Genomic DNA, 24,868 nt, shown 5'->3' on the forward strand with positions numbered 1-24,868 from the left:
AGCCGCCCCAAAACGCCGCGCCGCCTCAGCCCGAGCGGGTGAAGCGCAACACATTGCCGGGCGGCGAAGCGCGCAGCAGCTCCGAAACCTTGGCCCGCAGCTCCTCCTCCTGGAAGGGCTTGCGGATGATCTGCGCCTCGCCGACCCCATCCAGCGAGGTGAGATCGACATAGCCGGTGACGAACAGCACCTTCAGCCCCGGCCGCAAGGCCTGGCCCTCCCGCGCCAGCTCCACCCCGCTCATCCCCGGCATGGCGAAATCCGCCACCAGCAGATCCACGCGCTGCTTCGTCCGCAAAATCGCCAACGCCTCGGCTCCGCTGGCGGCCTCCGTCAGCCGATAGCCAGCCTCGCCCAGAACCGTGCTGGTCACCTCGCGCACTTGCGGATCATCATCCACCACCAGCACCGTCTGCCCGGCCTGCGCCGCCGGAACGGGGGCATGCGCCGCCGCGTCCGGCCCGGCTTCCTGCGCCGTCTGCGTACGCGGCAGAAATACCGAGATGGTGGTGCCAACCCCGATCCGCGTCTCGATATTCACCCCGCCGCCGGACTGCGCGGCGAAGCCATAAACCTGTGCCAGCCCCAGCCCTGAGCCCTTGCCCACCTCCTTGGTGGTGAAGAACGGTTCGAACGCCTTGGCCAGCACCTCCGGGCTCATGCCGGTGCCGGTATCGCGCACCGAGAGCATCACATAATCCCCCGGCGGCGGCTCCTCCGGGCGCTGGCGCGGGCCGGTGCGGCTGACATTCGCCGTCTCCAGCGTCAGCGTGCCGCCCACCTCTATCGCATCGCGGGCATTGATCGCGAGGTTGAGGATGATCAGCTCGATCTGGGTCGGATCGACCAGCGCGCTCCACAAATCCGCGCGCAGATTCGTCTCGATGCGAATGGAGCCGCCCATCGTGCTTTGCAGCAGCTCGCGCATGCCCTGCACCGTCTCGTTCAGATCCACCGCCTTCGGCTCCAGCCGCTGACGGCGGGAGAAGGCGAGCAGCTGCGCGGTCAGCGAGGCGCCGCGCTCGGCCGCGCTGCGCATAGTCTGCAAACGCTGCAGGAATTTATCATCCTCGGCGGTTTTCAGCCGGCGCTCGGCGAAGCCGATATTGCCGAGAATCACAGTGAGCAGATTGTTGAAATCATGCGCCACGCCGGAGGTGAGCTGGCCCACCGCCTCCAGCCGCTGCATCTGCCGCAGCGTCTCCTCCACACGCTGGCGCTCCTCGATCTGCGCCGCCAGCTCGGCATTACGCTCGGCCAGGGCGATCCGCGCCTCGCGCTCGGCGGTCACATCCCGCCCGGCGAGATAGACCGCCCCCTCCTCCGCCACCGCCCCCCAGGAAATCCAGCGCCAGCCGCCATTCTGGTGGCTGAACCGGTCCTCCCGGCGCGGCGGCTTGCGGCCATCGCGCAGCTCTTGCAGCACCTCCGCCAGCCCGTCGCGATCCTCCGGATGCAGCAGCAGGCTCAGCAGGCAGCCATCCAGCCGGCCTTCCTGATAGCCAAGCAGGCTCTCCCAGGCCGGGTTGGCGCGGCGAATGCGCCCGCCCAGATCGACCACGGCGAACAGCTCGTCGCTCAACCGCCAGATCCGGTCGCGCTCGGCGGTGCGGATCGCCACCTGGCGCTCCAGCTCCTGCGCCTCGGCGCGCATGATCTCCTGGGCGTGGCGCTCCTCGGTAATGTCGCGCACCACCCCCACCAGCCGCAGGCTGCGCGTGGTATCGGCCAGCGCCTGGCCATGCACGGCCACCCAGCGCAAGGCGCCGCCGGGCAGGGTGATGCGGATATCCTGCTGCACCCGCGCGGTCTTGCCGGATTGCCCCTCCAGCGCCGCGCGCAGCGCCGCGAACAAGGCCGCGCCATCTTCCTCGTGGCAGCGCGCGCGCAAAAATTCCAGGCTCAGCTCGTCCTGCGGGCCGGCGCCGAAAATCCAGCGCGCGGTGTCGTCCCAGCGCAGCGTCTCGCTCTCCGGGGCATATTCCCACAAGCCCAGCTTCGCCGCCTCGGCGGCGAGGCGGGCATTCATCTCGCTGCGCTCCAGCGCCGCCAGCGCGTCCCGGCGCTCGCCGCGCTCGCGTGCCTGGTCCAGCGCCCGGCGCACCGCCGGGGCGACGCGCGAGAGATTACGCTTCAGCACATAATCCAGCGCCCCCAGCTTCAGCGCATTGGTGGCGAATTCCTCCCCCACCACGCCGGAAACGAACACGAAGGGCAGATGCGGGCGCAGCTCCTGGGCGATGGCCAGCGCGCTCAGCCCGTCGAAATCCGGCAGCGAATAATCCGCCAGCACCACATCATGCGTATCGCGCTTCAGCGCCGCGCGAAAATCCGCCTGGGTGGCGACGCAGGTGATCTCCGCCTCCAGCTCCGCCTTGCGCAGATGCGCCGCCACCAGCTCGGCATCGACCGCGCTATCCTCTAGCAGCAGAACCCGAACCGGCGTCTCAGATGCCATTGGATCGCGCACCCGGCGGCGGCTCGTTCAAAATCGCCCAGAACATCCCCAGATCCTGGATCGCCTCGAAAAACGCGTTGAAGTCCACCGGCTTCACCACGAAGGCGTTCACCCCCAGCTCATAGCTGCGCAAAAGGTCGCGCTCCTCGCGCGAGGAGGTCAGCATCACCACCGGGATCTGGCGCTGCATCGGGTCGGACTTCACCTTCTCCAGCACCTCCAGCCCATCCACCTTCGGCAGCTTCAGATCCAGCAGCACCACCGCCGGGTCGCCCGGCACGCGGTTCTCGTGGGCGCCGCGCGCATAGAGATAATCCAGCGCCTCCGCCCCGTCCCGCGCCACCACGATCTCGTTGGCGAGCTGGCATTTGGCCAGCGCCGCGAGCGTCAGCTCCAGATCCCTCGGATTGTCCTCGACCAGCAAAATAGGTCGCAAATCAGCCACTTATCGTCTTCCTTTTGTCATGCCCAGCCTCGGGTAGCACGAAACTGAAGCGCGCGCCCTTGCCTGGCTCACCGTGCGCCTCGACCGTGCCGCCATGGCGCTCGACAATCCGTTTCACCAGCGCCAGCCCGATGCCGGTGCCCTCAAACTCCTCAATCCGGTGCAGCCGCTGGAACACCCCGAACAGCTTGCCGGCATAGGCCATCTCGAAGCCGACGCCATTATCCTCCACCCAGTAGCGGATTTTGCCGCCCTGCGCCGTACCGCCAACTGAAATCCGCGTCATCTCCCGGCCACGGGTATATTTGATCGCGTTCTGCAGCAGGTTCTGCCAGACCTGCCGCAGCATGGTGGCATCGCCCCAACCATCGGGCAGGGGCTCGACCCGCCACTGCACCAGCCGCCCGCCCAACTCCGGCTCCAGCAGCCGGCGCGCCTCCTGCACCAGCTTCGCCATATCGACCCGGGTTTTATGGAGCTGGCTGCGGCCGAGCTGGGAGAAGGCCAGCAGATCATCCACCAGCCGCCCGGCGGAGACCGCCGCGTCCTTGATCGTGGTGACGTAATGACGCGAGCGCTCATCCAGCGAGCGCTCACGATCCGAAAGCAGCTCGGCGAAACCGACAATATGCCGGAAAGGGGCGCGCAGATCATGCGAGATGGAGTAGGAGAACGCCTCCAGCTCGCGGTTGGAGCGCTCCAGCATATCGGTCAGCTCGGCCCGCTCCTCCGCCCGGCGCAGCACCAGCGTCTGGATGGCGTTGCGAAAGGAGATCGCGGTTTCAATCTCGGCCGGGCGCCAGGGGGCGCTGCGCAGCTCCACCCGCTCTTTCCACATCTCAAAGGATTTGCGCGGGTGCAGCCGGCCGGAAACCGGCTCCGCCGCCTTCACCGGATTGCCGCTCCATTCCACCGTGCGCACCAGCTCCGGGCGGAACCAGAAGACGTAATCCGCATGCACCTGGGAGGTGGAGATCGCCAGCATGCCGCTGGCCTGGGCGCCGAAGCCCGCCGCCTGCGGCCAACGCTGAGCCAGGCTGTCAGTCTCGAATTGTTCTTCCCCGGCGGCCTGCAGATCGGCCGCAAAGGCTTTGATCGCCGCCTCATCCGGCGTCTGCCCGGTCATCCAGACCTTGCCCTGGATGATGGTCGCCGCCCCTTGCGCGCGCAGCATGGCCAGCAGCTCGGCCGCATGCGCGGCCAGCCCCGCCTGCAGGCTCGGCGCCTCCGCCAGCCCGGCCAGCAGGCTCTGCTCGACCGCCGAAAGCGCCAGCCGCTCCGCCGCCAGCCCGGCCTGCAGCCGGGTCTCGATATGCATCGACAGCACTTGCCCCAGAATGTCGCAGGCATTGCGAATCTGCGGGTTGACCATGCGCGGCGCCGCGTTATGCGCCGAGATCAGCCCCCAGAGCGCGCCATTCACCAGGATCGAGACCGACATCGAGGCGCCGGTGCCCATATTGCGCATATATTCCAGATGCACCGGCGAGACGCTGCGCAAGCCCGCGCGGGAGAGGTCCAGCGGCGCCTGGTCCACCGGGCTGTTCACCGGCTCGATCGGGCAGGGCGTGTAATCCACCGCAGGGATCAGCCGGATGCGGCTGAGCCGGTACAAAGCCCGGGCCTGTTCGGGAATGTCGGAGGCGGGAAAACGCAAACCCTGATAGCTGGGCAGCACGCCATCATTGGCCTCGGCCAGCACGGTACCGTCGCCGGTCTCATCGAAACTATAGACCAGCACGCGGTTGAACTGCGTCAGCGCGCGGATTTCGCGCACCGCGGCGCGCGCCACCCCGGCCAGATCCGCCGAAGCGCTGAGATCCGCCATGAAGGCGCTGAGCCGGGATAGAGGCTCTCCAGCGCCTCCTCATCCGGCTGCGGCGGCGGCTCGAATTCCAGCAGCGCGCCTTGCGGGGTGAGATGCCCTTGCAGCTGCCAGCGCCGCCCGGCGACCTCCAGCACTTTCAGGAACACGACATCGCCGCTCTCCAGCCAGGCGCGCAGCGGCGCCTTAAGCCCTGAAAGCCCGGCTGGCAGGGGACCAGGCGCCAGCTCGACCCCCAGCATCGCCGCTGCATTGCGGCTCATCTGGCGCAGGGCCAGGGTCTGCGGATCGAAACAGAGCAGCGCGCCATGCGGCTGGATGGCCCCGGGAATGCGGATCGGCTCGGCGGCGCAAGCCTCCAAGGCGGCGCGATAGGGCAGCGCGCTCATCCCGCAAACCCGCTTGCCAGTTTGGCCGGCGCCTGCTGCCCCGCATGTTTAATCGGCATAGGCATCTCCCCAATCACCCCAATCTGAACCACCGAGAGGCTTGTAATGCAAGGAGCCTGACCTCGTTTTCATGTTTTGGCAGCGTGCCGCTCAGGCAGGGCTGCGGGAGGCATCTTTGATGCTGCATGGTTTCGATCCGAACGGGCTGCAGATCGGCGAATTGTCGCTGGCCTTTCTATTTTCCGCGCTGATCGGCACCGAGCGGGAGATCCGGCAGAAAAGCGTCCGCTTTCCCATCTGCTGGTGGCGCTTGGCGATATCGAGGGGGTGCGGGAGGGGACGCGGATGGACGAGGCGGCCGGGTTCGAATAAGCCCATGATATCTAAATGAATATCAGCCCCATCCCGCCCAGCGCGCCAAGCCCCACCACCGCCAGCGGCGGCAGCTTGGCAACCAGCAGCAGTAGAAACAGAACCAGCGCCAGCGCCGCATCGGCCGGGCGCAGCACCGCGCTGGTCCAGACCGGGTTATAGAGCGAAGCGGCCAGCAGCCCGACCACGGCGGCATTCACCCCGCGCATCGCCGCTTGCGCGCCGGGCCGCCGGCGCAGCGCCGCCCAGAAGGGGAGTGCGGCCAGCAAAATCAGCATCCCCGGCAGGAAGATCCCGATCAGCGCCAGCGCCGCCCCGCCCGGCCCCGGCAAGGGGGCGGCCAGCGTGCCGAGATAGGCGGCGAAGCTGAACAGCGGGCCGGGCACCGCCTGCGCCGCGCCATAGCCGGCCAGGAAGGCGCTCGAACTCACCCAGCCCGGCGCCACCACCGCATCGCGCAGCAGCGGCAGCACCACATGGCCGCCGCCAAATACCAGCGCCCCGGCATGGTAGAAGGCCGCCATCACCGCCATGGACGGCATCCAGGCCAGCATCGGCAGCCCGAACAGCAGCAAAAAGAACAGCCCCAGCGCCACCAGCCCGGCCCGGCGCGAGACCGGCATCTGCGTCAACGGCTCCGGCACGCCGCCGCCCTGGCACAGCGCCAGCCCCGCCAACGCCCCCAGCGCGATCACCACCAGTTGCATCGCCCCGCTCTGCGCGCTGAGGATCAGCAGCCCGCACGCCACCGCGATGCCGGCGCGCCGGAGATCCGGGCAGAAGGATTTCGCCATCCCCCAGACCGCCTGCGCGACGATCGCCACCGCCACCAGCTTCAGCCCGTGCAGCAGCCCTTGCCTCAGCCCCCCGTTCAGATGCCCGGCACCATAAGCGAAGGCGACCAGCAACAAGGCCGAAGGCAGCGTGAACCCAACCCAGGCCGCCAGCGCCCCCGGCAGCCCCGCCCGCAACAGGCCGATGGCAAAGCCGACCTGGCTGCTCGCCGGGCCGGGCAGGAACTGACAGAGCCCGACCAGCTCGGCATAATCGCGCTCCGCCAGCCAGCCACGCTTGCTCACGAACGCCGTGCGGAAATAGCCGATATGCGCCACCGGCCCGCCAAAGCAGCTGCAGCCCAGCCGCAGGAAAATCCGCAGCACCTCCAGCGCGCTGCCCTTGCTCTCCTCCATGGCGCCCCCCTGATCGCCATGCTCGTAACAGTCCGCACCCGGTTCAGGCCAGCGCGTCATCAAAGCGTCATCCTTCAACCGCCGCATGAGCGCGGCAGACCTCCACGAAGGCCCGCACCGCCCCCGGCAGATCGCGCTGGCTGGGATAATAGAGATGCCAGCCGGGAAAAGGCGGCGCGTAATCCCGCAACAGCCCGACCAGCCGCCCGGCCTCGATATGCGGGCGCAGCAGCTGCTCCGACATGAAGGCGATGCCCACACCCTGCAGCGCCGCCCGCAACGCCACCTCCCGGTGCGAGACGATCAACGGCCCGCCCACCGCCACCGCGAACCAGCGCCCATTCTGCCCGAACTCCCAGTTATAAATCCCTGCCCGGCCGGGCGGGCGGATATTGATGCAGCGATGGCCCAGCAGATCCCCCGGCGTCTGCGGCACCCCGAACTTGTCCAGATATTCAGGCGAAGCGGCGGCGATCTGGCGCATGTCCCCGCACAGCCGCAGCGCCACCATGTCCTGCTCCAGCAGCTCGCCGATGCGGATGCCGACATCGAACCCCGCCTCGACGATGTTGGTGACGGCGTCATCCACGGTGATGTCCAGCACGATGTCCGGATAGGCCGCATGAAACGCCCCCAGCAGCGGCTCGATGAAGGCGGCGCAGGGCTGGGCCGGGGTGTGCAGCTTCACCAGCCCGGCCGGCGTGTCCCGCAGGCTGGCGACATCCTCAAGTGCCGCCTGCATCTCCGCCATCGCCGGCTTGAAGCGCGCCAGCAGCCGGGTGCCGGCGGCGGTGAGCGAGAGGCTACGGGTGGTGCGGTTGAGCAGCCGCACCCCCAGCGCCTCCTCCAGCTCGCGGATCATCTGGCTCAGCGTCGGCGCGGCGATGCGCAGCCGGGTCGCGGCGCGGGCGAAATTCTGTTCCTCCACCACCGTCACGAAGGCCCGCAGCCGGGCAAACTCAGTTCCGCGCATTATACCTCAAAACTCGAATAGCCTGTTTCAATTCTACCCTATTAACCTAACGGCGTGGGGCGGGATATGACAGTCCGAGAAAACGGAGTGTGAAGCCATGGAGATCGACATCGCCATCATCGGCGGCGGCGCCGCCGGCATCGGTGCGGCGCGCCATCTGGCCGGGCAGGGACGCAAGGTGATGCTGATCGAGGCAGCAGCACGCCTGGGCGGGCGGGGCTGGACCCTGGATCTGGCCGGGCTGAAGCTGGATATGGGCTGTGCCTGGCTGCATTCGGCCAGCCGCAATGTTTGGACGCGGCTGGCCGAGGCCGCCGGGGTGGAGATCTATCGCCGCCCCTCCGCCTGGCGCCGGCAATATCGCGATCTCGGCTTCACCCCCGCCGAGCAGGATGCGGCGAGCGAGGCGTTCGATGCCTGGTCGCAACGCCTGATCGACAACCGGCCGGCGGATGATGTCGCCGCCGGCGCGCTGGAGCCGGGCGGGGCGTGGAATGATTATATCCGCACCATCGTCGGCTTCATCAGCGGCGGCCGGCTGGAGGACATATCCGCCGCCGATTACGCCGCCTATGAAGAGGCCTCCACCGACGAGAACTGGCGCATGCCCGGCGGCTATGGCGCGCTGATCACCTCCCATTTTCCGGCCGGGGTGGATTTGAAACTCTCCACGCCGGTGCAGGAGATTTCCCTCACCGCCGCGGGCGTGGCGCTGACCACGCCGGGCGGGGCGATCCGCGCGCGCGCCGCCATCCTCACCTGCTCCACCGCGATGCTGGCGGACGGGCGGATCAAGCTGCCGGCGGGGCGGCTGCGTGGCGGGAGGCGGCCGCACAGCTGCCGCTCGGCCATGACGAGAAGGTAATTTTCGAGCTGCTGGAACCCGCAGCGTTCGAGCCCCGCAGCCATCTGCTCGGCGACCCGCGCGATGTGAAAGCGATGAGTTACGGCATCCGGCCCATGGGTTTGCCGACCATCGAAGCCTATCTCGGCAATGACAGCGCCGAGATCATCACCCGCGAAGGCCCGGTCGCCGCCTACGCGGCAGCCATGGACGGGCTGGCGAAGCTGCTGGGTGCCGATGTGCGCAAACAGCTGCGCCCGCTGATCACCACCGACTGGACCCGCACCACCCATATCGGCGGCTCCTACTCCTACGCCCGCCCCGGCCAACGCAGCGCCCGCGCGACGCTGGCGCGGCCATTCGAGAACCGTCTGTTTTTCGCAGGGGAGGCGACACATGCAACGGATTTTTCGACCGCGCATGGGGCGTATGAGAGCGGCGTGCGGGCGGCGACGGAGGTGTTGGGGGCGATGACACGGGTAGGGTGAGGGGAGTTTTTAAGCTGACGCAAAGGATCGCTTTTGCACGGCTGATTTGCGGGGCGTGATGGCAAAGCGGGCATCTGTGAGTGACGGCTTACGACCCCTGGCGGACATATACCGGCATGGGAGATCATCTCAAGAGCAGACGTTCGGCCGTCTGAGGCTACCGAAACTTTCCCTATTGTTTGGTGGTATCCAGCGAACGCTTCTTCATGGCCAAGAGTATGCATGCTAAGAGTATGTAATGAACATCTGCATCTTTTGTCCAACAGTGCTAACCCCAGATACGAAGCCTGAGCATATTTGGCTAAACGCGCTCGGGGGCGTGCCACCACTCGTGGCGTCATTTGTTCAGAATGCAACAACACATTCGGATCTACAATTGACACTGCACTTGCAAGCCAAGTTCAGGATCTTCGTACACTGCTTAATTTGTCGTCTGGAGACAGAAGAACGCCACCGCCGTTGCAAGTAACCATTGAGGAAAATCAGAAATTTGTCGTTTGGCCTGATGGCCGGATAGAGCTGAGACAGAAGCCATTTATAATCGAAAAACGAAGCGACGGCGGATTTGACGTTACCATTAAAGCAAAAGACTTGGAACACGTTGACAGTCTTATGCCTCATGTCGCTGCGGCCATCGGAATCTCAGAAGAAAATCTAAGAAACCAATTAGGGCGGGCAAATGCGCGTGAAATTATACAGCCTGGTCCACAGGTAACAAGAAATATGGCATTTGGTGGCCATGATCCGTTGCGATCGCTTGCCAAATCGTGCCTTGTCTTATGGAATAAGAGTGGGCAGGATAATGCGATCAAAGAATCTCCCTTTGACGCCGTCAAAGTGTTCGTCACACGTGGTGATCAAACATTTTTGTCAAATAAGATAAAATTAGACGGACGCCCAATTCCAGGCGCAGACATCCTTGCAAGTAAATTCGGTCCAATTTTCAACCTTATTTTTGTCAAAAGCGACAGTAACGGAAAAATACTTGCTTATGTAGGTAACTATAACACAGCATACTGGCGTATAGTCATTGCCGAGGCGGGCGGAATGCCCAACCGAGCGGTTGGGTTGGTCTCCAACCCTCTTAACCCAAATAACTGGTCGTATCTACCAAACTATGGGTTTGACCTTGATATTTCCTGGCTAGAGACACCTACTATTGATGAATCGAGTAGAAATCCAGGAGACTCTATCGGCGCCGCACTCAAAGACCATACTGAAAAGCAGCAAGAACAGCATATCCACGAAATGCTTATTGACACGTTTCGGGAATGCCAGATCAGCGAAGGCAGCGTCATTACCGAAGAAGCGATAGAAAGATTTTCTCAACGCTTCGCTCTTTGGCTGTTACGAGCCAAAACAGATCGCCCCCTTTCAAGCGAAGAAATTAATTCGCTAATATCTTTGAATAAGGGCTGACTAATTCTTGCCATCAAGTAGGAACCACCTTACTGCCAGTCAGGATCGGATGTGGGTTGAGCGTCTAATTTCTTGTAGGAGTGGTCCAAAAGTCGCCATTCCGCTATCCCCCACTAACCTCCCCTACCCCCCGTTCGGATCCCCCGCCGCCGTCGCCCAGGCCAGTTCCACCAGCGTCACGATTCGTCTCCCCGCCCCGTCCTGCTGGCACACAATCAGCCCCTGCTCTTCCATGTAGGTGAGCAGCCGCCGCGCGCGGCCCATTGAGCGGGTGCCGTAGGCGCGGGCGATGGCGGCGTCCGAGGGGCAAGGGGCACCATCCTTCGCGGCGCGGGCGATCATCATATAGATCCCCTGCATGTCCTCCGGCAGCAGGCCAGCGCGGGCGGTCACGTCCTGCCACACCTCCTCCTGCGCCATCTCGGCGGAGATGCCGGCACGGGCGCGCGTCAGCATCCGGCGGAAGGCGGCTAGGTCCGGCGCGCCATTGCCCATGCCCTCGATCCGGCAGCGCACCAGAAAATCCTGATACAGCACGCCGACGGTGCGAAACCCCGCCTCCGGGTCGGCCAGGATGGCGGCGAGGATCTTGTCCAGCCGCGCACGGCGGACGGCGAGCTCCTCCGGGCTGGGCGGGGCGGCCGCTTCCTCGGCACGCTCCTGCACCGCCGGGGCGGCTTGCATCAGCTGGCTGATCAGGTCCGGCGGCGGCGGGGCCGGGGCCCGGCGCACCGGGCGCGGGGCGTCCGGCGGAGGTGCTGCCAGAATCACCGCATGCGCATCCTCCAACGCCGCCCCCGGCAGCGGGGTCAGGCGCGGGGTGGAGGTACGCGGCGCGGTCTGCGTGGCGCCGATGCGAATCGAGAGCGGCCGGCGCGACAATGCCGGGCCGAGCGCCATGAAATGCCCGCGCTCCAGGTCCCGGAACGCCTCCGCCTGGCGGCGCTCCATGCCCAGCAGATCCGCCGCCCGCGCCATATCGATATCCAGAAAGGTGCGGCCCATCAGGAAGTTGGAGGCCTCGGCGGCGACATTCTTGGCCAGCTTGGCCAGGCGCTGGGTGGCGATGACCCCCGCCAGCCCGCGCTTGCGCCCGCGGCACATCAGATTGGTCATCGCCCCGAGAGAGAGCTTGCGGGCCTCGTCCGCAACCTCGCCGCCGACGGCGGGAGCGAAAAGCTGGGCCTCGTCCACCACCACCAGCACCGGGTACCAATGGTCGCGCGGCACCTCGAACATGCCGCCGAGAAAGGCGGCGGCGCGGCGCATCTGGGTCTCCGCGTCCAGCCCTTCCAGGTTCAGCACGGTAGAGACGCGGTGCATCCGCGCCCGCTCGCCGGCCAGTTGCAGCCCCTGCTCGCTATGCGCCTCGGCATCGATCACCAGATGCCCGAAGGCCTCGGCCAAAGTAACGAAATCGCCTTCCGGGTCGATGATCGCCTGCTGCACCCAGGGCGCGCTCTGCTCCAGCAGCCGGCGCAGCAGATGGGACTTGCCGGAGCCGGAATTGCCCTGCACCAGCAGGCGGGTGGCGAGCAGCTCCTCCAGATCCATGGCGGCCGCAACCCCGCCGGGCCCCTGCCCCATATCAATCGCTACCGTCATATCCCGAGTCCAAAGCCCTGCATCGCCGGGAGGGCTTATCAACCGCGGCGGGCCGCGTCGAGGCTGGTGCGAATCCTTGAAAACAACCTTCTGAAAATTTGCGAAAGTTTTTTGGTGCCGCTTTTTTTCAAAAGAGCGGCGAAAACGGCTGGGCGTAGGCAACGCCGCCGTCACCCCGCGAACCTTCGTGGGAAGTTTTTGAAAAAAGCTCCGACCCCCTCAAAAACTTTTACAACTCTCGCTTAATGATGCCGATTCAACGCGGCCACGAAGCTACGGCTGAAGGCGGTGGCGTTATGGGTGCGGATATGCTCCAGCAGCGCCTCGTGCCGCTCCTGGCGCTCCTCCAGGCTCATGCTCATCGCCCGATCCATCGCCGCCGCCATCGCGTCGATGTCATAGGGGTTGACCAGCAGCGCCTCGGGCAGCAGCGAGGCCGCCCCGGCGAAGCGCGAAAGGATCAGCACCCCCGGGTCCGCCCCGTCCTGCGCGGCGATATATTCCATCGCCACCAGATTCATGCCGTCACGCAAAGGCGTGACCAGCCCGATATGCGAGATCCGGAACATCCCCGCCAGCAGGCCACGCCCGGCCGCGCGGGTCATGTAGCGCAGCGGCACCCAGTCGAAATCCGAGAACGCGCCATTGATGGCGCCGGCCTTGTAGGCCAGCTCGTCGCGCAAGGATTTGTACTTCTCCACCTCCTCGCGCGACGGGGCGGCGACCTGCAGGAAGCTGATCCTGCGCCGATGCTCGGGATAGCTGCCGAGGAAGCGCCGATAGGCGTCGAAACGCGCCGGCAGGCCCTTGGTATAGTCCAGCCGGTCGGCGCTGATCATCAGCGTGCGCCCGTTCAGGCTTTCCACCACGCGCTTGGCCTCCACCCGGCGGATGGCGCGCCCGGCGAGGCGCGAGAAGCCCTCCACATCGATGCCGATCGGCGTGACCACGACGCGGATGCGCCGCCCCTCATGCAGCACATCATCGCCCTGCACCTGGTAACCATGCGCCGCCATCGCCTCGAGAAACCGCGCCCGGTCCGGGGGGTATGAAAGCCGATCACGTCATGCGCCAGCATGCCGGCCAGCAGCTCCTCCGCGCAGGGCAGCAGCTCAAACAAAGCCGGCGCCGGGAAGGGAATGTGCAGGAAGAAGCCGATGCGGTTGCGCACCCCGCGCCGACGCAGATCCGCCGCCACGCCGAGCAGCTGGTAGTCATGGATCCAGATCAGATCATCCGGCCGCAGCAGTGCCATCAGCGCTTCCGCGAATTGCTCATTCACCTCGCGATAGGCCTTGTACTCGGCGGAATCGAAGGTGACGAAGCTCGGCATCATGTGAAAGAGCGGCCAGAGCGTGGCGTTGGAAAAGCCGAGATAGAAGGCGCGGTGGTCAGCCTCCGCCAGATCGATGGTGGCGTAGGTCACACCTTCGGCCTCGGCGCGGGTCACCTCATGGGAGCGCGTGTCGATGCATTTGCCCGACCAGCCAAACCAGACCGAGCCCGGCACCAGCGCATCGGCCAGCCCCACCGCCAACCCGCCGGCGCGCGGCGCGGCGCCATCCGAGACATCCGGGACGCGATTAGAGACGATTACGAGGCGCGCCATAGCCCCTCCTCCCAGCCGCGCGAGAGACGCATCGCGCAGAGAATCAAGCCCACATGGGAATAGGTTTGCGGAAAATTGCCCCAGAGCCGGCTGGGCGTGCCATCCTGCGCGGGCTCCACATCCTCGGCCAGCAGCCCGACATGGTTGCGCGCCGCCAGAATGCGCTCGAACAGCTCCATCGCCTGCGCCCGCCGCCCGGCCAGCGCCAGGGCGCTGACATGCCAGAAGCTGCACAGCAAAAACGCGGTTTCCGGCAGGCCGAAATCATCCGGATCGTCATAACGCATCACGAAGCCGCCATGCATCAGCCGGCGCTCGACCATATCCAAGGTCGCCGCGAATTCCGGGGATTTCGCGTCGATGAAGCCGATATTGGGCAACACCAGCACCGAGGCATCCGCCACCTCCTGATCCAGCGCACCGGAGATCCAGCCTTCCCTGGTCACCACCCGGCGCATGATTTCCGCGCGCAGGCTCTGGGCGCGCAGGGTCCATTGCGCCGCCTCCGCCTCCAACCCCAAGGTCGAGGCGATCATCGCCAGGCGCGAGAGGGCGGCCCAGCACATCGCGGCGGAGAAGCTATGCACACGGGCCATGCCGCGAAATTCCCACGGCCCCGCATCCGGCTCCAGCGCCACGCGCTCGGCTATGTCGCCCAGCTCGCAGAGCTGGCGATAGAGCGCCTCATCGCCGCGCACCCGCAGCCGGCGGTCGAAGAAAAGCTGCGCCAGGCTCATGATGATCGAGCCATAGGCATCGTTCTGGCGCTGCCCGGCGGCGCCATTGCCGACCCGCACCGGCAGATTGCCCTCGCCATAGCCGGTCAGCGCCGGGGCGATATATTCATCCAGCTTCATGCCCGGCGCGATGGGAAAGAGCGGCGGCAGCTCGCGCGGGCCGGCACTGGTGACGGTATCCAGCACGAAGCCGAGATAGGTCTCCATCGTCCGCGTCGCCGAGAGCTGGTTGAGGGCGGCGATGGTGAACATCGAATCACGCAGCCAGCAGAAACGGTAATCCCAGTTGCGCCCGGAGCCCTGGGCCTCGGGCAGCGAGGTGGTGAGGGCCGCGACGATGCCGCCAGTATCGTCATAAGAGCAGAGCTTGAGCGTGATCGCGGCGCGGATCACCGCCTCCTGCCAGTCGAACGGCACGTTCAGGCTGGCGACCCATTCCTCCCAATAAGCCCGGGTTTCGGCCAGGAAATGCGTGGCCAGCTGGTCCGGCGCCTGGTTCAGCGGCTCATCCACGCTCAGCACCAGCGTGCCCGGCCGGCCCAGCGTGAGCGGCTGCTCATGCACGATATGCGAGATCGGCAGATCCGTGGTCACCCGCAGGGCGAATTCCGGGCCGACAAAACGCAGATGATTGCTGCCAATCCCCGGCTTGGGATGCTCCGCGCCATAGGCGAAGCCCGGCTTGATGCGCAGCTTCACCCGCGGCCGCCCAGCGAGCGGCTCCAGCCGGCGCATGAGCATGTAGGGATGGAAAACCCGCCCATAAAGCCGGAAACGCGGGCAGAAATCCAGCACCCGCAGCGCATTGCCCTGATCATCGCGCAGGATCGTCTCCAGGATCGCGGTATTGGGCAGATAGCTCTGTGTCGCCTCGACCTGGCCGACCAGCTCGACATGCATCTCCCCTTGCTCAGCCGGGCCGCCAAGCAGAGCGTGAAAGACCGGGTCGCCATCCAGCCGCGGCCAACAGCACCAGACATGCCGGCCGTCCCGGTCCACCAGCGAGGCGATGGCACCATTGCCGATGACGGCGAGGTCAAGATTGGAGCGTAGCGACATCCATCCTCCCTTTTTCCAGGCTGGCGGCCAGCCAGGCGCGCACCGCCTCGACCTTGCCACCGAAATCACGGGCGACATGCAGCCCCATCCCGCCCATCTCACGGGCGCGGGCGATGGCCGGCTCGTCCGTCACATCATCGCCGATGAAGACCGGCCGGCGCCCCGCATAAGGCGGCAGCGCCATGAAGCGCTCCAGCGCCGCGCCCTTATCCGTGCCGCGCTGGCGGATTTCCAGGGCGGCGTGCGCCGGCATCAGCACCAACCCGGGATGCGGCGCGGCCAGCGCCTGGCCCAGCTCGGTCAGCGCCTCCTGCGCCTGCGGGGCGGCGCGCCAATGCAGCACCAACCCGAAGCGTTTTTCCTCCAGCAGCGTGCCAGGATGGCGCCCCACTGCCTCGGCCAGCGGCGCGCGCAGCGCCTGCAAGGCGGGGTCCGGCCGCGCCTCGGCGATGATCGCCCCGTCCCCGGCGCGCAACACGGCGCCATGCTCCGCCCCGGCGGCGAAACCTGCCCCGAGCAGCTGGTCGATATCCGCCAGACGGCGGCCGGAGAGCAAAGCCAGCGCCCCATCCAGCCAGCCCGCCAGCCCGCGCAGCAGCGGCGGCAGACCAGGCGGCACCTCCACACCCAACGGATCAACAGAGAAGTTGAGAAGCGTTCCGTCAATATCGAGGAACAGGGCGCAATCATGTGCCAATTCGGGCGGAGAGTTCTGGTGGCGCATCCGACCGATATGGCCACGGAAATGCTGCCACATCCTAACCGCGACATGAAGATCCTGTAACACCAGCCATTTGTGGCGGAATGCCGATGTCGCGCTTGCCATTTTGGCCCGATTTCTGCCACACCCCGTCCCCCAGAACGGTCACGCGATCCGAATTACAGCCATAAGGCCAAAACATGTCCGATATGATATCGATTGATAAGCCCGGCAGCCGCCATGACGGGCCGACCATCGCCTTGCACTGGCTCACCGCCCTGCTGGTTGTGGTGAACTTCCTGCTGGCGGAATTCTGGGATTTTTTCTCCAAACCGAACCATCATCTGATGATCGTGCTGCATATGTCTTTCGGGCTGCTGCTCACGGCGGTGTTCGTGCTGCGGCTGGTCTGGCGCGCCCGCCCCGGCCACACCCAGTTCGACGACGGCAAGGACCTGCTCAATCGCGGTGCGCGCGGGCTGCACCACCTGCTTTATCTGTTGCTGGGCGCGGAAATCCTGCTCGGCTTCGCCACACGCTGGACGGATAACCAGCCCTTGAGCTTCTTCGGCCTGCCGATCCCTTCGCCCTTCGGCGATTTTTCCAGGGCGACCGGGCATTTCGTCGACCAGATCCATGATTATGTCGCCTGGACGATCATCATCCTCGCCGGGCTGCATGCGCTGGCGGCGTTGGTGCATCATTATGTGCTGAAGGACGGGGTGCTGCGCCGCATGCTGCCGCGCGGCTAGAGCAGCATCCGATCAAACGGACTCGTTTGATCGGATAAAGTTGCTCGGGCAAACAAAAAGCTAGAGCGTATTCCGTGCACCAAAGTGAACAGAATACGCTCTAGCCGCAAATCTTTATACGCTCTTTATGGCGCCGCGATGCCTTCCGCATCGCGGCTTTATTTTTGTCCGCCTACACCACAGGCTTCCATAGGAGGCCGTAAATGGGCGATCTCGTCACCATCATCTTCGGCGCGATGATTTTCGCGTTGTTGATCCTTTATGTTCCCGCCTGCGAGCACGTATGATGCTGGACCAGGCTCTGGGGGCGCCATCTGCGCCGTGCTGCTGGTTTATCTGGTCTGGGCGATGCTGCGCCCTGAAGATTTCTGAGAGAACTCCCATGACAATTCAGGGCATCGCGTATATCGCGCTGGTCTTTCTGCTCGTGCTCGGCGCGGCGTTTCCGCTCGGGCGCTATCTGGCGGCGATTTTTGAAGGGCGGGTGCGGTTTCTGCGCCCGCTCGAAACCGGGATTTACCGGCTGGCCGGGGTGGATGAACGCCGCGCCATGGGGTGGCAAAGCTACGCGGTGGCGTTGCTGCTGCTCAGCGTGATCCATTTCGCGCTGCTCTATGCGATTTTGCGGCTGCAATTCTATCTGCCGATGAACCCGCAACATATCGCCGGCATGTCGCCGCGCCTGGCCTTCAACACCGCCGCCAGCTTCGCCACCAACACCAACTGGCAGGCCTACGCGCCGGAGGCGCAGATCTCTGACGGTGCGCAGGCCTATGGGCTGGCCGTGCATATGTTCATCTCCGCCGCCGCCGGCATCGCCGCCGCCGCCGCGATGATGCGCGCCTTTACTGGAAACGCGGCGCGGCTGGGGAATTTCTATGTCGATCTCACCCGCATCACCCTTTATCTGCTGCTGCCCGGCGCTTTAATCGCGGCGGTGCTGCTGGTGCTGGCGGGCGTGCCGCAAAGTTTCTCTGGCTTCATCACCGCGCACACGCTGCAGGGCGGCACGCAGACCATCGCCATCGGGCCGGTGGCGTTGCAGGAGGCGATCAAGGAGCTGGGCACCAATGGCGGCGGCTTCTTCAACGCCAATTCCGCGCATCCGTTCGAAAACCCCAATGGCTGGACCAACCTCTTTGAAAACTGGCTGCTGCTGGTGATCGGCTTCGCCCTGCCCATCGCCTTCGGCCATATGGTGAAGGACAAGGCGCAGGGCCGCGCGCTGATGGCGGCGATGGCGATCATCCTGGCGCTGGGCTGCATCGGCGCCTACGCGGCGGAGGCGCATGGCAACCCGTTGCAAATCGCCGCCGGCGTCGCGCCGGGCGGCAATTGGGAAGGCAAGGAAATGCGCTTCGGCATCGCCCCCAGCACCACCTTCAACGTCTCCGCCACCGGCACCTCAACGGGTGCCGTGGACAGCTTCACCGACAGCTACACCCCGCTGGGCGGTGCCGTGCCGCTGTTCCTGATGCAGCTGGGCGAGGTGACACCGGGCGGCGTCGGCTCGGGCTTCTACACCATCATCGTCTTTGCTTTGTTCTCGGTGTTTATTGCGGGTTTGATGGTCGGGCGGACACCGGAATATCTCGGCAAGAAGGTGCAGGCGAAGGAGATCAAGCTCGCCATGCTCGGCGTGCTGATCCTCACGCTGTTCATCCTGGCCGGGGCTGGCTTCTCGCTGGTCACCAAATCCGGGCTGGCCTCCTTGGCGAATGCCGGGCCGCACGGCCTCACCGAGATGCTCTATGGCTGGACCTCCGCCACCGAGAATAATGGCAGCGCCTTCGCCGGCCTCTCCGCCGACACGCCCTTGCTGGATTACGGACTGGGGGCGGCGATGCTGTTCGGGCGTTTCGCCTTCATGATCCCGGTTCTGGCCATCGCCGGCTCGCTCGCCGCCAAGCCGCGCCTGGCCGCCAGCGCCGGCACCTTCCCCACCACCGGCCCGCTTTTCATCGGGCTGCTCATCGGCGTCATCATCATCCTCGGCGGTCTGCAATTCCTGCCGGCCGATACGCTGGGCCCGCTCGCCGAACATGTGCTCCTGCAAGCTGGAAAGATTTTCTGAAATGTCGAACGCTGAAACAATTTCCCTGTTCGATGCCGGCATCATGCGCCGCGCGGGCCTGGATGCGCTGGCCAAACTCAACCCCGTCACGCTGATGCGCAATCCGGTGATCTTCGTCACCGAGATCGTCTCGGCCCTGGTCACCGCCACCGGCATCGAGGCGCTGGTGACACACCGGCCGGCGGAATTTCCCCTGGTCATCGCGGCCTGGCTGTGGCTGACGGTGATCTTCGCCACCTTCGCCGAGGCGGTGGCGGAAGGGCGCGGGCGGGCGCGGGCGGAAACGCTGCGCCGCGCCCGCTCGGATACCATGGCCAAGCTGCTCACCAACCCGCCCAACCGCGCCCTCTACAAACCCACCGCGGCACCTGATCTGCGCCAGGGCGATATCGTGCTGGTCGAGATGGGGGACATCATCCCCTCGGACGGCGAGATCATCGAAGGTGTCGCCAGCGTCAATGAAAGTGCCGTCACCGGCGAATCCGCCCCGGTCGTGCGCGAGGCGGGCGGCGATCGCTCGGCGGTGACCGGCGGCACCCAGCTGGTCTCGGACTGGCTGGTGATCCGCATCACCGCCGATGCCGGCAACACCTTTCTGGACCGCATGATCTCGCTGGTGGAAGGTGCTGAGCGCCGCAAGACGCCGAATGAGATCGCCCTGAACATCCTGCTCGCCGGCCTCACCTTGGTGTTTCTCATCGCGGTGGTGACACTGGTTGGCTTTGGCGCTTATTCCGGAACGAGCTTTTCCATCCCCGTGCTGGCGGCTTTGCTGGTCTGCCTGATCCCCACCACCATTGGCGGGCTGCTCTCGGCCATCGGCATTGCCGGCATGGACCGGCTGGTGCGCTTCAATGTCGTCGCCACCTCCGGGCGCGCGGTGGAGGCGGCGGGCGATGTCGATGCGCTGCTGCTCGACAAAACCGGCACCATCACCTTCGGCAACCGCATGGCCTCGGCCTTCTATCCGGTGAATGGCGTGCAGGAGCGCGATCTGGCGCAGGCCTGCGCCATGGCGAGCCTGGGCGATGAAACCCCGGAAGGCCGCTCCATCCTCGCCCTGGCGCGCGACAAATACAGCCTCACGCCCGAGCGTCCGGCGGATGCCACCATCATCCCCTTCAGCGCCAATACCCGCATGTCCGGCATCGACAGCGCTGGGCAAAGCTTCCGCAAAGGGGCTGTGGATTCCGTGCTGAAAGCGCTGAACACGCAAGGCGACGACGCCTTCGCGCAGGCCGCTGCGCGCATCGGCCGCGCCGGCTCCACCCCGCTGGCGGTGGCGCTGAACGACAAGCTGCTCGGGCTGATCGAGCTGAAAGATATCGTCAAACCCGGCATCAAGGAACGCTTCGCCGCCTTGCGCGCCATGGGCATCCGCACCGTTATGGTCACCGGCGATAACCGCGTCACCGCCGCCGCCATCGCCGCCGAGGCCGGGGTGGACGACTACATCGCCGAGGCCACACCGCAGAACAAGCTTGATTATATCAGGAAGGTTCAGGAAGAAGGCCGCCTGGTCGCGATGTGCGGCGACGGCACCAACGACGCCCCGGCCCTGGCCCAGGCGGATGTCGGCGTGGCGATGCAGACCGGCACCCAGGCGGCGCGCGAGGCCGGCAACATGGTGGATCTGGACAGCGACCCGACCAAGCTGATCGAGATCGTCGAGATCGGCAAGCAATTGCTGATCACCCGCGGGGCGCTGACCACCTTCTCCATCGCCAACGACATCTCAAAATATTTCGCTATCCTGCCGGCGATTTTCGTGAGCACCTACCCGCAGCTGGGGTCTTCAACATCATGCATCTGCGCAGCCCGGAGAGTGCGATCCTCTCGGCGGTGATCTTCAATGCGCTGATCATCGTGGTGCTGGTGCCGCTCGCGCTCAAGGGGGTGAAATTCCGCGCCATCGGCGCCGCCGCCCTGCTCAAGCGCAACCTGCTGATCTACGGGCTGGGCGGCCTCATCGCGCCCTTCGCCGGGATCAAGCTGATCGACATGCTGCTTGGCCTGATCTGAAGGAACATCATCATGATACTCCGCGAACTTCGCCCGGCGCTCTCGCTGGTCGTGCTTTTCACACTGGGCCTTGGTTTCATCCTACCGGAGGCCTTCACCGGCGCCATGCAGGCGGCGCTGCCCGTCCAGGCCAATGGCTCGCTGCTGCGCCAGAACGGCCAGATCATCGGCTCCGCCTTGATCGGGCAGAATTTCACCGGGGCGGATTATTTCCAGCCCCGTCCCTCGGCGCTGATGGGTACGGATGCCAAGGGCAACGCCATCCCCACCCCGTATGACGCCAGCGAATCCGGCGCCTCGAATCTCGGCCCCACCAGTGCCGCGCTGCAAACCGCCATCCAGCAGCGCGTCGCCACCTACGTTAAAGCCTATGGCCCGGGGCCGGTCCCGCCGGATGCCGTCACCAGCTCCGGCTCCGGGCTGGACCCTGACATCTCGCTCGCCAACGCGCTGCGTCAGGCTCCCGCCATCGCCGCCGCGCGGCATCTGCCGGCAGCGACCGTGACCGACCTCATCGCCCGCTCGACCCACCATGCTGTGCTCGGCGTCATCGGCACCGACCATGTGAATGTCCTCGAACTCAATCTTGCGCTGGACAAGCTCAGCCGCTCATAAACCAGCATGGCGAAAGACGAGGATACACGGCCGGACCCGGAGGCGCTGCTGGCGGCGGCGGCACGGGACGGGCGCGGGCGCCTGAAAATCTTCCTCGGCGCCGCACCCGGTGTCGGCAAGACCTGGGAGATGCTGGACGCCGCCCAGGCCAAGGCCGCGCGCGGGCTGGATGTGGTCGCCGGGCTGATCGAAACCCATGGCCGCGCCGGCACCCTCGCCAAGATCGGCACGCTGGAACAGCTGCCCCGGCATGCCGTTCCCTATCGCGGCCAGAGCCTGGAGGAGTTCGATCTGGAGGCCGCCCTGGCCCGGCGCCCGCAGCTGCTGCTGGTCGATGAGCTCGCCCACACCAACGCGCCGGGCCAACGCCATGCCAAACGCTGGCAGGATGTGCAGGCGCTGCTGGAGGCGGGCATCGATGTCTGGACCACGGTGAATGTCCAGCATCTGGAAAGCCTGAACGACCAGGTGGCACGCATCACCGGGGTGCGGGTGGCCGAGACCATCCCGATACAATGCTGGACATGGCCGATGAGATCGAGCTGATCGACCTGCCCCCGGCGGAGCTGCGCGGGCGGCTGCAGGAGGGGCAGATCTACCGGCCGGAGGTGGCGGCGCGGGCGCTGAAGGATTTCTTCCGCGAAGGCAATCTCGGCGCGCTGCGGGAGATGGCGCTGCGCCGCGCCGCGCAGCGGATCGACAAGGATGTCACCCGCTATATGCGCCTGCGCGCCATCCCCGGCCCCTGGCCGGTGGCCGAGCGGGTGCTGGCGCTGGTGGCAGCCGATGGCGCCGCCGGCAATGTGGTGCGTCACGCCGCCCGGCTGGCGGAGGCGCTGCACGCCCCCCTCACAATCTTTCATATCGAGCGCGGCAGCGACGATGCCAGGCTGCAGGCGGCACTGGATCTGGCGCTGCAGCTGGGCGGCCAGGTGGTGACCCAGAGCGCGACAGACATTGTCGGCGCGGTGCTGGATTATGCCGCCCGGCAAAATATCACCCATATCGTCATGGGACGTCGCGCGGTCTCACGCTGGCGGCCGGGGCGGCGGCTGGCGGAGGCGCTGACCCGGCGCGCCAGCGCCTACACCCTGCATTTCGTGCCCGTCCCCGCGGCGGCGCCAGCACCGCCGCGCCGCCCCCGCCGGCCGGATTGGGAACCCTACGCGGTCGCGGCGACGCTGCTGGGCCTCGTCACCCTCAGCGGGCTGGCGGCGCGCGCCTATGTGCCGCAGGAGGCGATGGGGCTGATCTTCACCGGCCTCATCGTCGCCATGGCCAGCCGCTCCGGGCGCAATGCCGGGCTGTTCACCGCCATTGCCGGCTTCCTGCTGTGGAATTTCTTCTTCCTGACGCCGCTCTACACGCTCTCGGTGGCGGACCCGCGGGATGTGGTGGCGCTGCTGGTATTCCTGCTGGTGGGGGTGCTCACCGGCCAGCTCGCCGGACGGGTGCGCCAGGAGGCCGGGGCGGCATCCGCGCGGGTGGAGGCGCTGCGGCGGATCTCGCTATTCGGCCAGCGCCTCTCCCGCGCCGCCACCTTGTCGGACGTGCTGGCCTGCAGCGCCGAGGAAGCGGCCAGCCTGACCCCGGCCGGCATTGTGCTGCTGGCCGATGCGCAGGGGCTGCGCGCCGAAGCCAGCCACCCGCCCGGCACGGCTTTGGACGAGGCGGCGCAGGCGGCGGCGCAATGGTGCGCCACCCATGGCATGGAAACCGGCGCCGGCACCTCCACCCTGCCCTCGGTGCCCTGGCGGTTTCTGCCGCTCACCAACAGCCAGGGCTGCATCGGCGTGCTCGGCGCCCGGCCGCTGGCCCCGCCCAGCGCGCCGCTGGCCCAGGCGCTGGCCGCCCTGGCCGGGCAAAGCGCGCTGGCCATCGAGCGCGCCCGGCTCTCGCTCACCACCGCCCGCGCCGAGGCCCAGCAGGACAGCCAGAAGCTGCGCAACGCTTTGCTCTCCTCGCTGAGCCATGATCTGCGCACGCCGCTCACCTCCATCCGCGGCGCCGCCGAGACGCTGTCCCAGGCCGGGCCGGCGCTGGATGAGGCCACCCGCGCCGATATGCTCGCCAGCATCATCCAGGACAGCGCGCTTATGACCAAATTCCTCGCCAACATCATGGATATGGCGCGGGTGGAGGCGGGCGGGCTGACCGTGCGCCGGGAGCGGGTGAAGCTGGAGGAGATCGTCGAGGCCGCCATCGCGCGGGTGGCCGGGGCGGTCTATACACGCGTCAATATCGCGCCCGATGCTGTCTTCGCCCAGGCGGACGCCGGGCTGCTGGAACAGGTGATGGTCAATCTGCTGGACAATGCCGTGAAATACGCCCCGCCGGACAGCCACATCACCGTCAGCGCGGTGCGCGATGGCGCGCTGGTGCGGCTGAGCGTGGCCGATGCCGGGGTCGGCATCGCGCCCGGCGAGCTGGATTCGGTGTTCGACAGTTTCTTTCGCGCCAGCCGGGGCGACAGGGTGGCGCCGGGCACCGGGCTGGGGCTGGCCATCGCCAAGGCCTTCACCGAGGCGATGGGCGGCAGCATCCGCGCCCAGAGCCCGCGCACGGATCTGCCGGCCGACGGGCTGCCGGGGACGATCATCGCGCTGGAGCTGCCGGCGGCATGATCTCGGGACGCATTCTGGTGGTGGATGACGAGCCGCAGATCCACCGTTTCCTGGCCCCGGCGCTGAGCGCCGCCGGCTTCACCCCGCTGCGCGCCGAACGCGGCGAGGAGGCGCTTCGCCTGGTGGCCGGCAACGCCCCGGACCTGGTGCTGCTGGATCTCGGCCTGCCGGACATGGATGGCCAGGAGGTATTGCGCCGCTTGCGGGATTTCTCCGCCGTACCGGTGATCATCCTCTCCGCGCGCGAGCGCGAGGCGGAGAAGATCGCCGCCCTCGATGCCGGGGCGGATGATTATGTGGAAAAACCCTTCGCGCTGGGCGAGCTGCTGGCGCGCATCCGCACCGCCTTGCGCCGCCAGGGCCAGCCCGCCGCCGCCCCGGTGCTGGAGCTGGCCGGGCTGCGGCTGGAGGCGGACAAGGCCTGGCTGGATGGCGTGGCCCTGGCGCTGACCAAGCGCGAGCAGGCGCTGCTGCTGCTGCTGGCCCGCAATGCCGGGAGGGTACTCACCCACCGGCAGATCCTCACCGCCCTCTGGGGCCCGGCCCATACCGAGGATGTCGCCTATCTGCGCGTCTATATTGGCCAGCTGCGCCGCAAGCTGGGCGAGGACTTCGCCGCCCGGCTGAAAACCGAGCCGGGCGTGGGCTATCGGCTGGAAGGGTAAGCC

At 66.3% G+C, this 24,868-nt stretch carries 20 protein-coding genes and 2 pseudogenes; 12 read left to right on the top strand and 10 right to left on the bottom strand.

Annotated features, from left to right (window positions below):
- Positions 1–25: 25 nt before the first annotated feature.
- From GT370_RS12685 to GT370_RS12710, 6 genes are all read right to left on the bottom strand, one after another.
- Positions 26–2,458 carry a response regulator gene (locus GT370_RS12685; RefSeq protein ID WP_008494258.1) on the bottom strand — a complete coding sequence of 811 codons (2,433 nt, stop codon included), beginning with the start codon at positions 2,456–2,458 and terminating at the stop codon, positions 26–28.
- Complete coding sequence (locus GT370_RS12690) at positions 2,448–2,903, bottom strand: response regulator (RefSeq protein WP_008494257.1); 456 nt, start codon at positions 2,901–2,903, stop codon at positions 2,448–2,450. Before GT370_RS12690 ends, GT370_RS12685 begins: the two co-directional genes overlap by 11 nt.
- Positions 2,896–4,731, bottom strand: coding sequence for an ATP-binding protein (locus tag GT370_RS12695; RefSeq protein WP_270183155.1), 1,836 nt, complete (start codon positions 4,729–4,731; stop codon positions 2,896–2,898). The genes GT370_RS12690 and GT370_RS12695 overlap by 8 nt, the downstream gene beginning before the upstream one ends.
- The gene (locus GT370_RS12700) at positions 4,659–5,117 is read right to left on the bottom strand and encodes a hypothetical protein (RefSeq protein WP_270183156.1); all 459 of its coding nucleotides are present in this window, start codon (positions 5,115–5,117) and stop codon (positions 4,659–4,661) included. Before GT370_RS12700 ends, GT370_RS12695 begins: the two co-directional genes overlap by 73 nt.
- A gap of 383 nt (positions 5,118–5,500) precedes the next feature.
- Entirely contained in the window at positions 5,501–6,739 is a 1,239-nt protein-coding gene (gene chrA / locus GT370_RS12705; protein WP_442865421.1) for a chromate efflux transporter, read from the bottom strand.
- 7 nt (positions 6,740–6,746) lie between these two features.
- Positions 6,747–7,652: a LysR family transcriptional regulator gene (locus GT370_RS12710; protein ID WP_008494252.1), complete on the bottom strand. Its 906-nt coding sequence runs from the start codon at positions 7,650–7,652 to the stop codon at positions 6,747–6,749.
- Positions 7,653–7,749: 97 nt separating this feature from the next.
- Between GT370_RS12710 and GT370_RS12715 the strand changes: the two genes are divergently transcribed.
- From GT370_RS12715 to GT370_RS12725, 3 genes are all read left to right on the top strand, one after another.
- The gene (locus tag GT370_RS12715) at positions 7,750–8,517 is read left to right on the top strand and encodes an FAD-dependent oxidoreductase (protein WP_270183157.1); all 768 of its coding nucleotides are present in this window, start codon (positions 7,750–7,752) and stop codon (positions 8,515–8,517) included.
- Between the two features lie 11 nt (positions 8,518–8,528).
- Positions 8,529–8,984, top strand: a complete 456-nt coding sequence (locus GT370_RS12720) for an FAD-dependent oxidoreductase (protein ID WP_270184390.1) — start codon at positions 8,529–8,531, stop codon at positions 8,982–8,984.
- A gap of 459 nt (positions 8,985–9,443) precedes the next feature.
- The gene (locus GT370_RS12725) at positions 9,444–10,403 is read left to right on the top strand and encodes a hypothetical protein (RefSeq protein ID WP_270183158.1); all 960 of its coding nucleotides are present in this window, start codon (positions 9,444–9,446) and stop codon (positions 10,401–10,403) included.
- Positions 10,404–10,526: 123 nt separating this feature from the next.
- Here GT370_RS12725 and GT370_RS12730 read toward each other — a convergent pair whose 3' ends face one another.
- The 4 genes and pseudogenes from GT370_RS12730 to otsB form a co-directional block, all read right to left on the bottom strand.
- Entirely contained in the window at positions 10,527–12,008 is a 1,482-nt protein-coding gene (locus tag GT370_RS12730; protein ID WP_270183159.1) for an ATP-binding protein, read from the bottom strand.
- 242 nt (positions 12,009–12,250) lie between these two features.
- Positions 12,251–13,617 (bottom strand): annotated as a pseudogene (locus GT370_RS12735) (alpha,alpha-trehalose-phosphate synthase (UDP-forming)).
- The gene (locus tag GT370_RS12740; protein WP_008494245.1) at positions 13,602–15,413 is read right to left on the bottom strand and encodes a glycoside hydrolase family 15 protein; all 1,812 of its coding nucleotides are present in this window, start codon (positions 15,411–15,413) and stop codon (positions 13,602–13,604) included. Before GT370_RS12740 ends, GT370_RS12735 begins: the two are co-directional and overlap by 16 nt.
- Positions 15,391–16,170 (bottom strand): trehalose-phosphatase, encoded by a 780-nt coding sequence (gene otsB, locus GT370_RS12745; protein ID WP_008494244.1) that lies wholly within the window; start codon positions 16,168–16,170, stop codon positions 15,391–15,393. Before otsB ends, GT370_RS12740 begins: the two co-directional genes overlap by 23 nt.
- A 143-nt stretch (positions 16,171–16,313) precedes the next feature.
- Here otsB and GT370_RS12750 point away from each other — a divergent pair, with 143 nt between their 5' ends.
- From GT370_RS12750 to GT370_RS12780, 9 genes and pseudogenes are all read left to right on the top strand, one after another.
- Positions 16,314–16,865 (top strand): cytochrome b, encoded by a 552-nt coding sequence (locus GT370_RS12750; RefSeq protein ID WP_008494243.1) that lies wholly within the window; start codon positions 16,314–16,316, stop codon positions 16,863–16,865.
- Positions 16,866–17,126: 261 nt separating this feature from the next.
- On the top strand, positions 17,127–17,237 hold the full coding sequence (gene kdpF, locus GT370_RS21470) for a K(+)-transporting ATPase subunit F (protein WP_442865422.1): 111 nt from the start codon (positions 17,127–17,129) through the stop codon (positions 17,235–17,237).
- Positions 17,238–17,247: 10 nt separating this feature from the next.
- The gene (gene kdpA / locus GT370_RS12755) at positions 17,248–18,939 is read left to right on the top strand and encodes a potassium-transporting ATPase subunit KdpA (protein WP_008494242.1); all 1,692 of its coding nucleotides are present in this window, start codon (positions 17,248–17,250) and stop codon (positions 18,937–18,939) included.
- Position 18,940: 1 nt separating this feature from the next.
- Complete coding sequence (kdpB, locus tag GT370_RS12760; RefSeq protein WP_442865423.1) at positions 18,941–20,785, top strand: potassium-transporting ATPase subunit KdpB; 1,845 nt, start codon at positions 18,941–18,943, stop codon at positions 20,783–20,785.
- The gene (locus GT370_RS21475) at positions 20,743–20,961 is read left to right on the top strand and encodes a hypothetical protein (RefSeq protein ID WP_442865424.1); all 219 of its coding nucleotides are present in this window, start codon (positions 20,743–20,745) and stop codon (positions 20,959–20,961) included. Before kdpB ends, GT370_RS21475 begins: the two co-directional genes overlap by 43 nt.
- 12 nt (positions 20,962–20,973) lie before the next feature.
- Entirely contained in the window at positions 20,974–21,576 is a 603-nt protein-coding gene (gene kdpC, locus GT370_RS12765; protein ID WP_008494240.1) for a potassium-transporting ATPase subunit KdpC, read from the top strand.
- A 129-nt stretch (positions 21,577–21,705) separates the two neighbouring features.
- Positions 21,706–22,214: pseudogene (locus GT370_RS21480) on the top strand (histidine kinase); the annotation flags it as partial.
- 372 nt (positions 22,215–22,586) lie between these two features.
- Positions 22,587–24,200, top strand: coding sequence for a sensor histidine kinase (locus tag GT370_RS21485; RefSeq protein WP_442865540.1), 1,614 nt, complete (start codon positions 22,587–22,589; stop codon positions 24,198–24,200).
- The gene (locus GT370_RS12780) at positions 24,197–24,865 is read left to right on the top strand and encodes a response regulator transcription factor (protein ID WP_008494236.1); all 669 of its coding nucleotides are present in this window, start codon (positions 24,197–24,199) and stop codon (positions 24,863–24,865) included. Before GT370_RS21485 ends, GT370_RS12780 begins: the two co-directional genes overlap by 4 nt.
- Positions 24,866–24,868 lie beyond the last annotated feature (3 nt).

This window comes from Acidocella sp. MX-AZ03, assembly GCF_027626035.1.
Lineage (GTDB): Bacteria > Pseudomonadota > Alphaproteobacteria > Acetobacterales > Acetobacteraceae > Acidocella > Acidocella facilis.

Bases quoted from the DNA above. Each gene is read 5' to 3' on its own strand.
- GT370_RS12700 (WP_270183156.1), bottom strand. From the start codon at position 5,117: ATGAGCGCGCTGCCCTATCGCGCCGCCTTGGAGGCTTGCGCCGCCGAG.
- otsB (WP_008494244.1), bottom strand. From the start codon at position 16,170: ATGTGGCAGCATTTCCGTGGCCATATCGGTCGGATGCGCCACCAGAAC.
- GT370_RS12740 (WP_008494245.1), bottom strand. From the start codon at position 15,413: ATGTCGCTACGCTCCAATCTTGACCTCGCCGTCATCGGCAATGGTGCC.
- GT370_RS12730 (WP_270183159.1), bottom strand. From the start codon at position 12,008: ATGACGGTAGCGATTGATATGGGGCAGGGGCCCGGCGGGGTTGCGGCC.
- kdpB (WP_442865423.1), top strand. From the start codon at position 18,941: ATGTCGAACGCTGAAACAATTTCCCTGTTCGATGCCGGCATCATGCGC.
- GT370_RS12695 (WP_270183155.1), bottom strand. From the start codon at position 4,731: ATGGCGGATCTCAGCGCTTCGGCGGATCTGGCCGGGGTGGCGCGCGCC.
- GT370_RS21475 (WP_442865424.1), top strand. From the start codon at position 20,743: ATGCATCTGCGCAGCCCGGAGAGTGCGATCCTCTCGGCGGTGATCTTC.
- GT370_RS12715 (WP_270183157.1), top strand. From the start codon at position 7,750: ATGGAGATCGACATCGCCATCATCGGCGGCGGCGCCGCCGGCATCGGT.
- kdpF (WP_442865422.1), top strand. From the start codon at position 17,127: ATGTTCCCGCCTGCGAGCACGTATGATGCTGGACCAGGCTCTGGGGGC.
- GT370_RS12710 (WP_008494252.1), bottom strand. From the start codon at position 7,652: ATGCGCGGAACTGAGTTTGCCCGGCTGCGGGCCTTCGTGACGGTGGTG.
- kdpC (WP_008494240.1), top strand. From the start codon at position 20,974: ATGATACTCCGCGAACTTCGCCCGGCGCTCTCGCTGGTCGTGCTTTTC.
- GT370_RS12685 (WP_008494258.1), bottom strand. From the start codon at position 2,458: ATGGCATCTGAGACGCCGGTTCGGGTTCTGCTGCTAGAGGATAGCGCG.
- GT370_RS12780 (WP_008494236.1), top strand. From the start codon at position 24,197: ATGATCTCGGGACGCATTCTGGTGGTGGATGACGAGCCGCAGATCCAC.
- GT370_RS21485 (WP_442865540.1), top strand. From the start codon at position 22,587: ATGGGACGTCGCGCGGTCTCACGCTGGCGGCCGGGGCGGCGGCTGGCG.
- GT370_RS12750 (WP_008494243.1), top strand. From the start codon at position 16,314: ATGTCCGATATGATATCGATTGATAAGCCCGGCAGCCGCCATGACGGG.
- kdpA (WP_008494242.1), top strand. From the start codon at position 17,248: ATGACAATTCAGGGCATCGCGTATATCGCGCTGGTCTTTCTGCTCGTG.
- chrA (WP_442865421.1), bottom strand. From the start codon at position 6,739: ATGACGCGCTGGCCTGAACCGGGTGCGGACTGTTACGAGCATGGCGAT.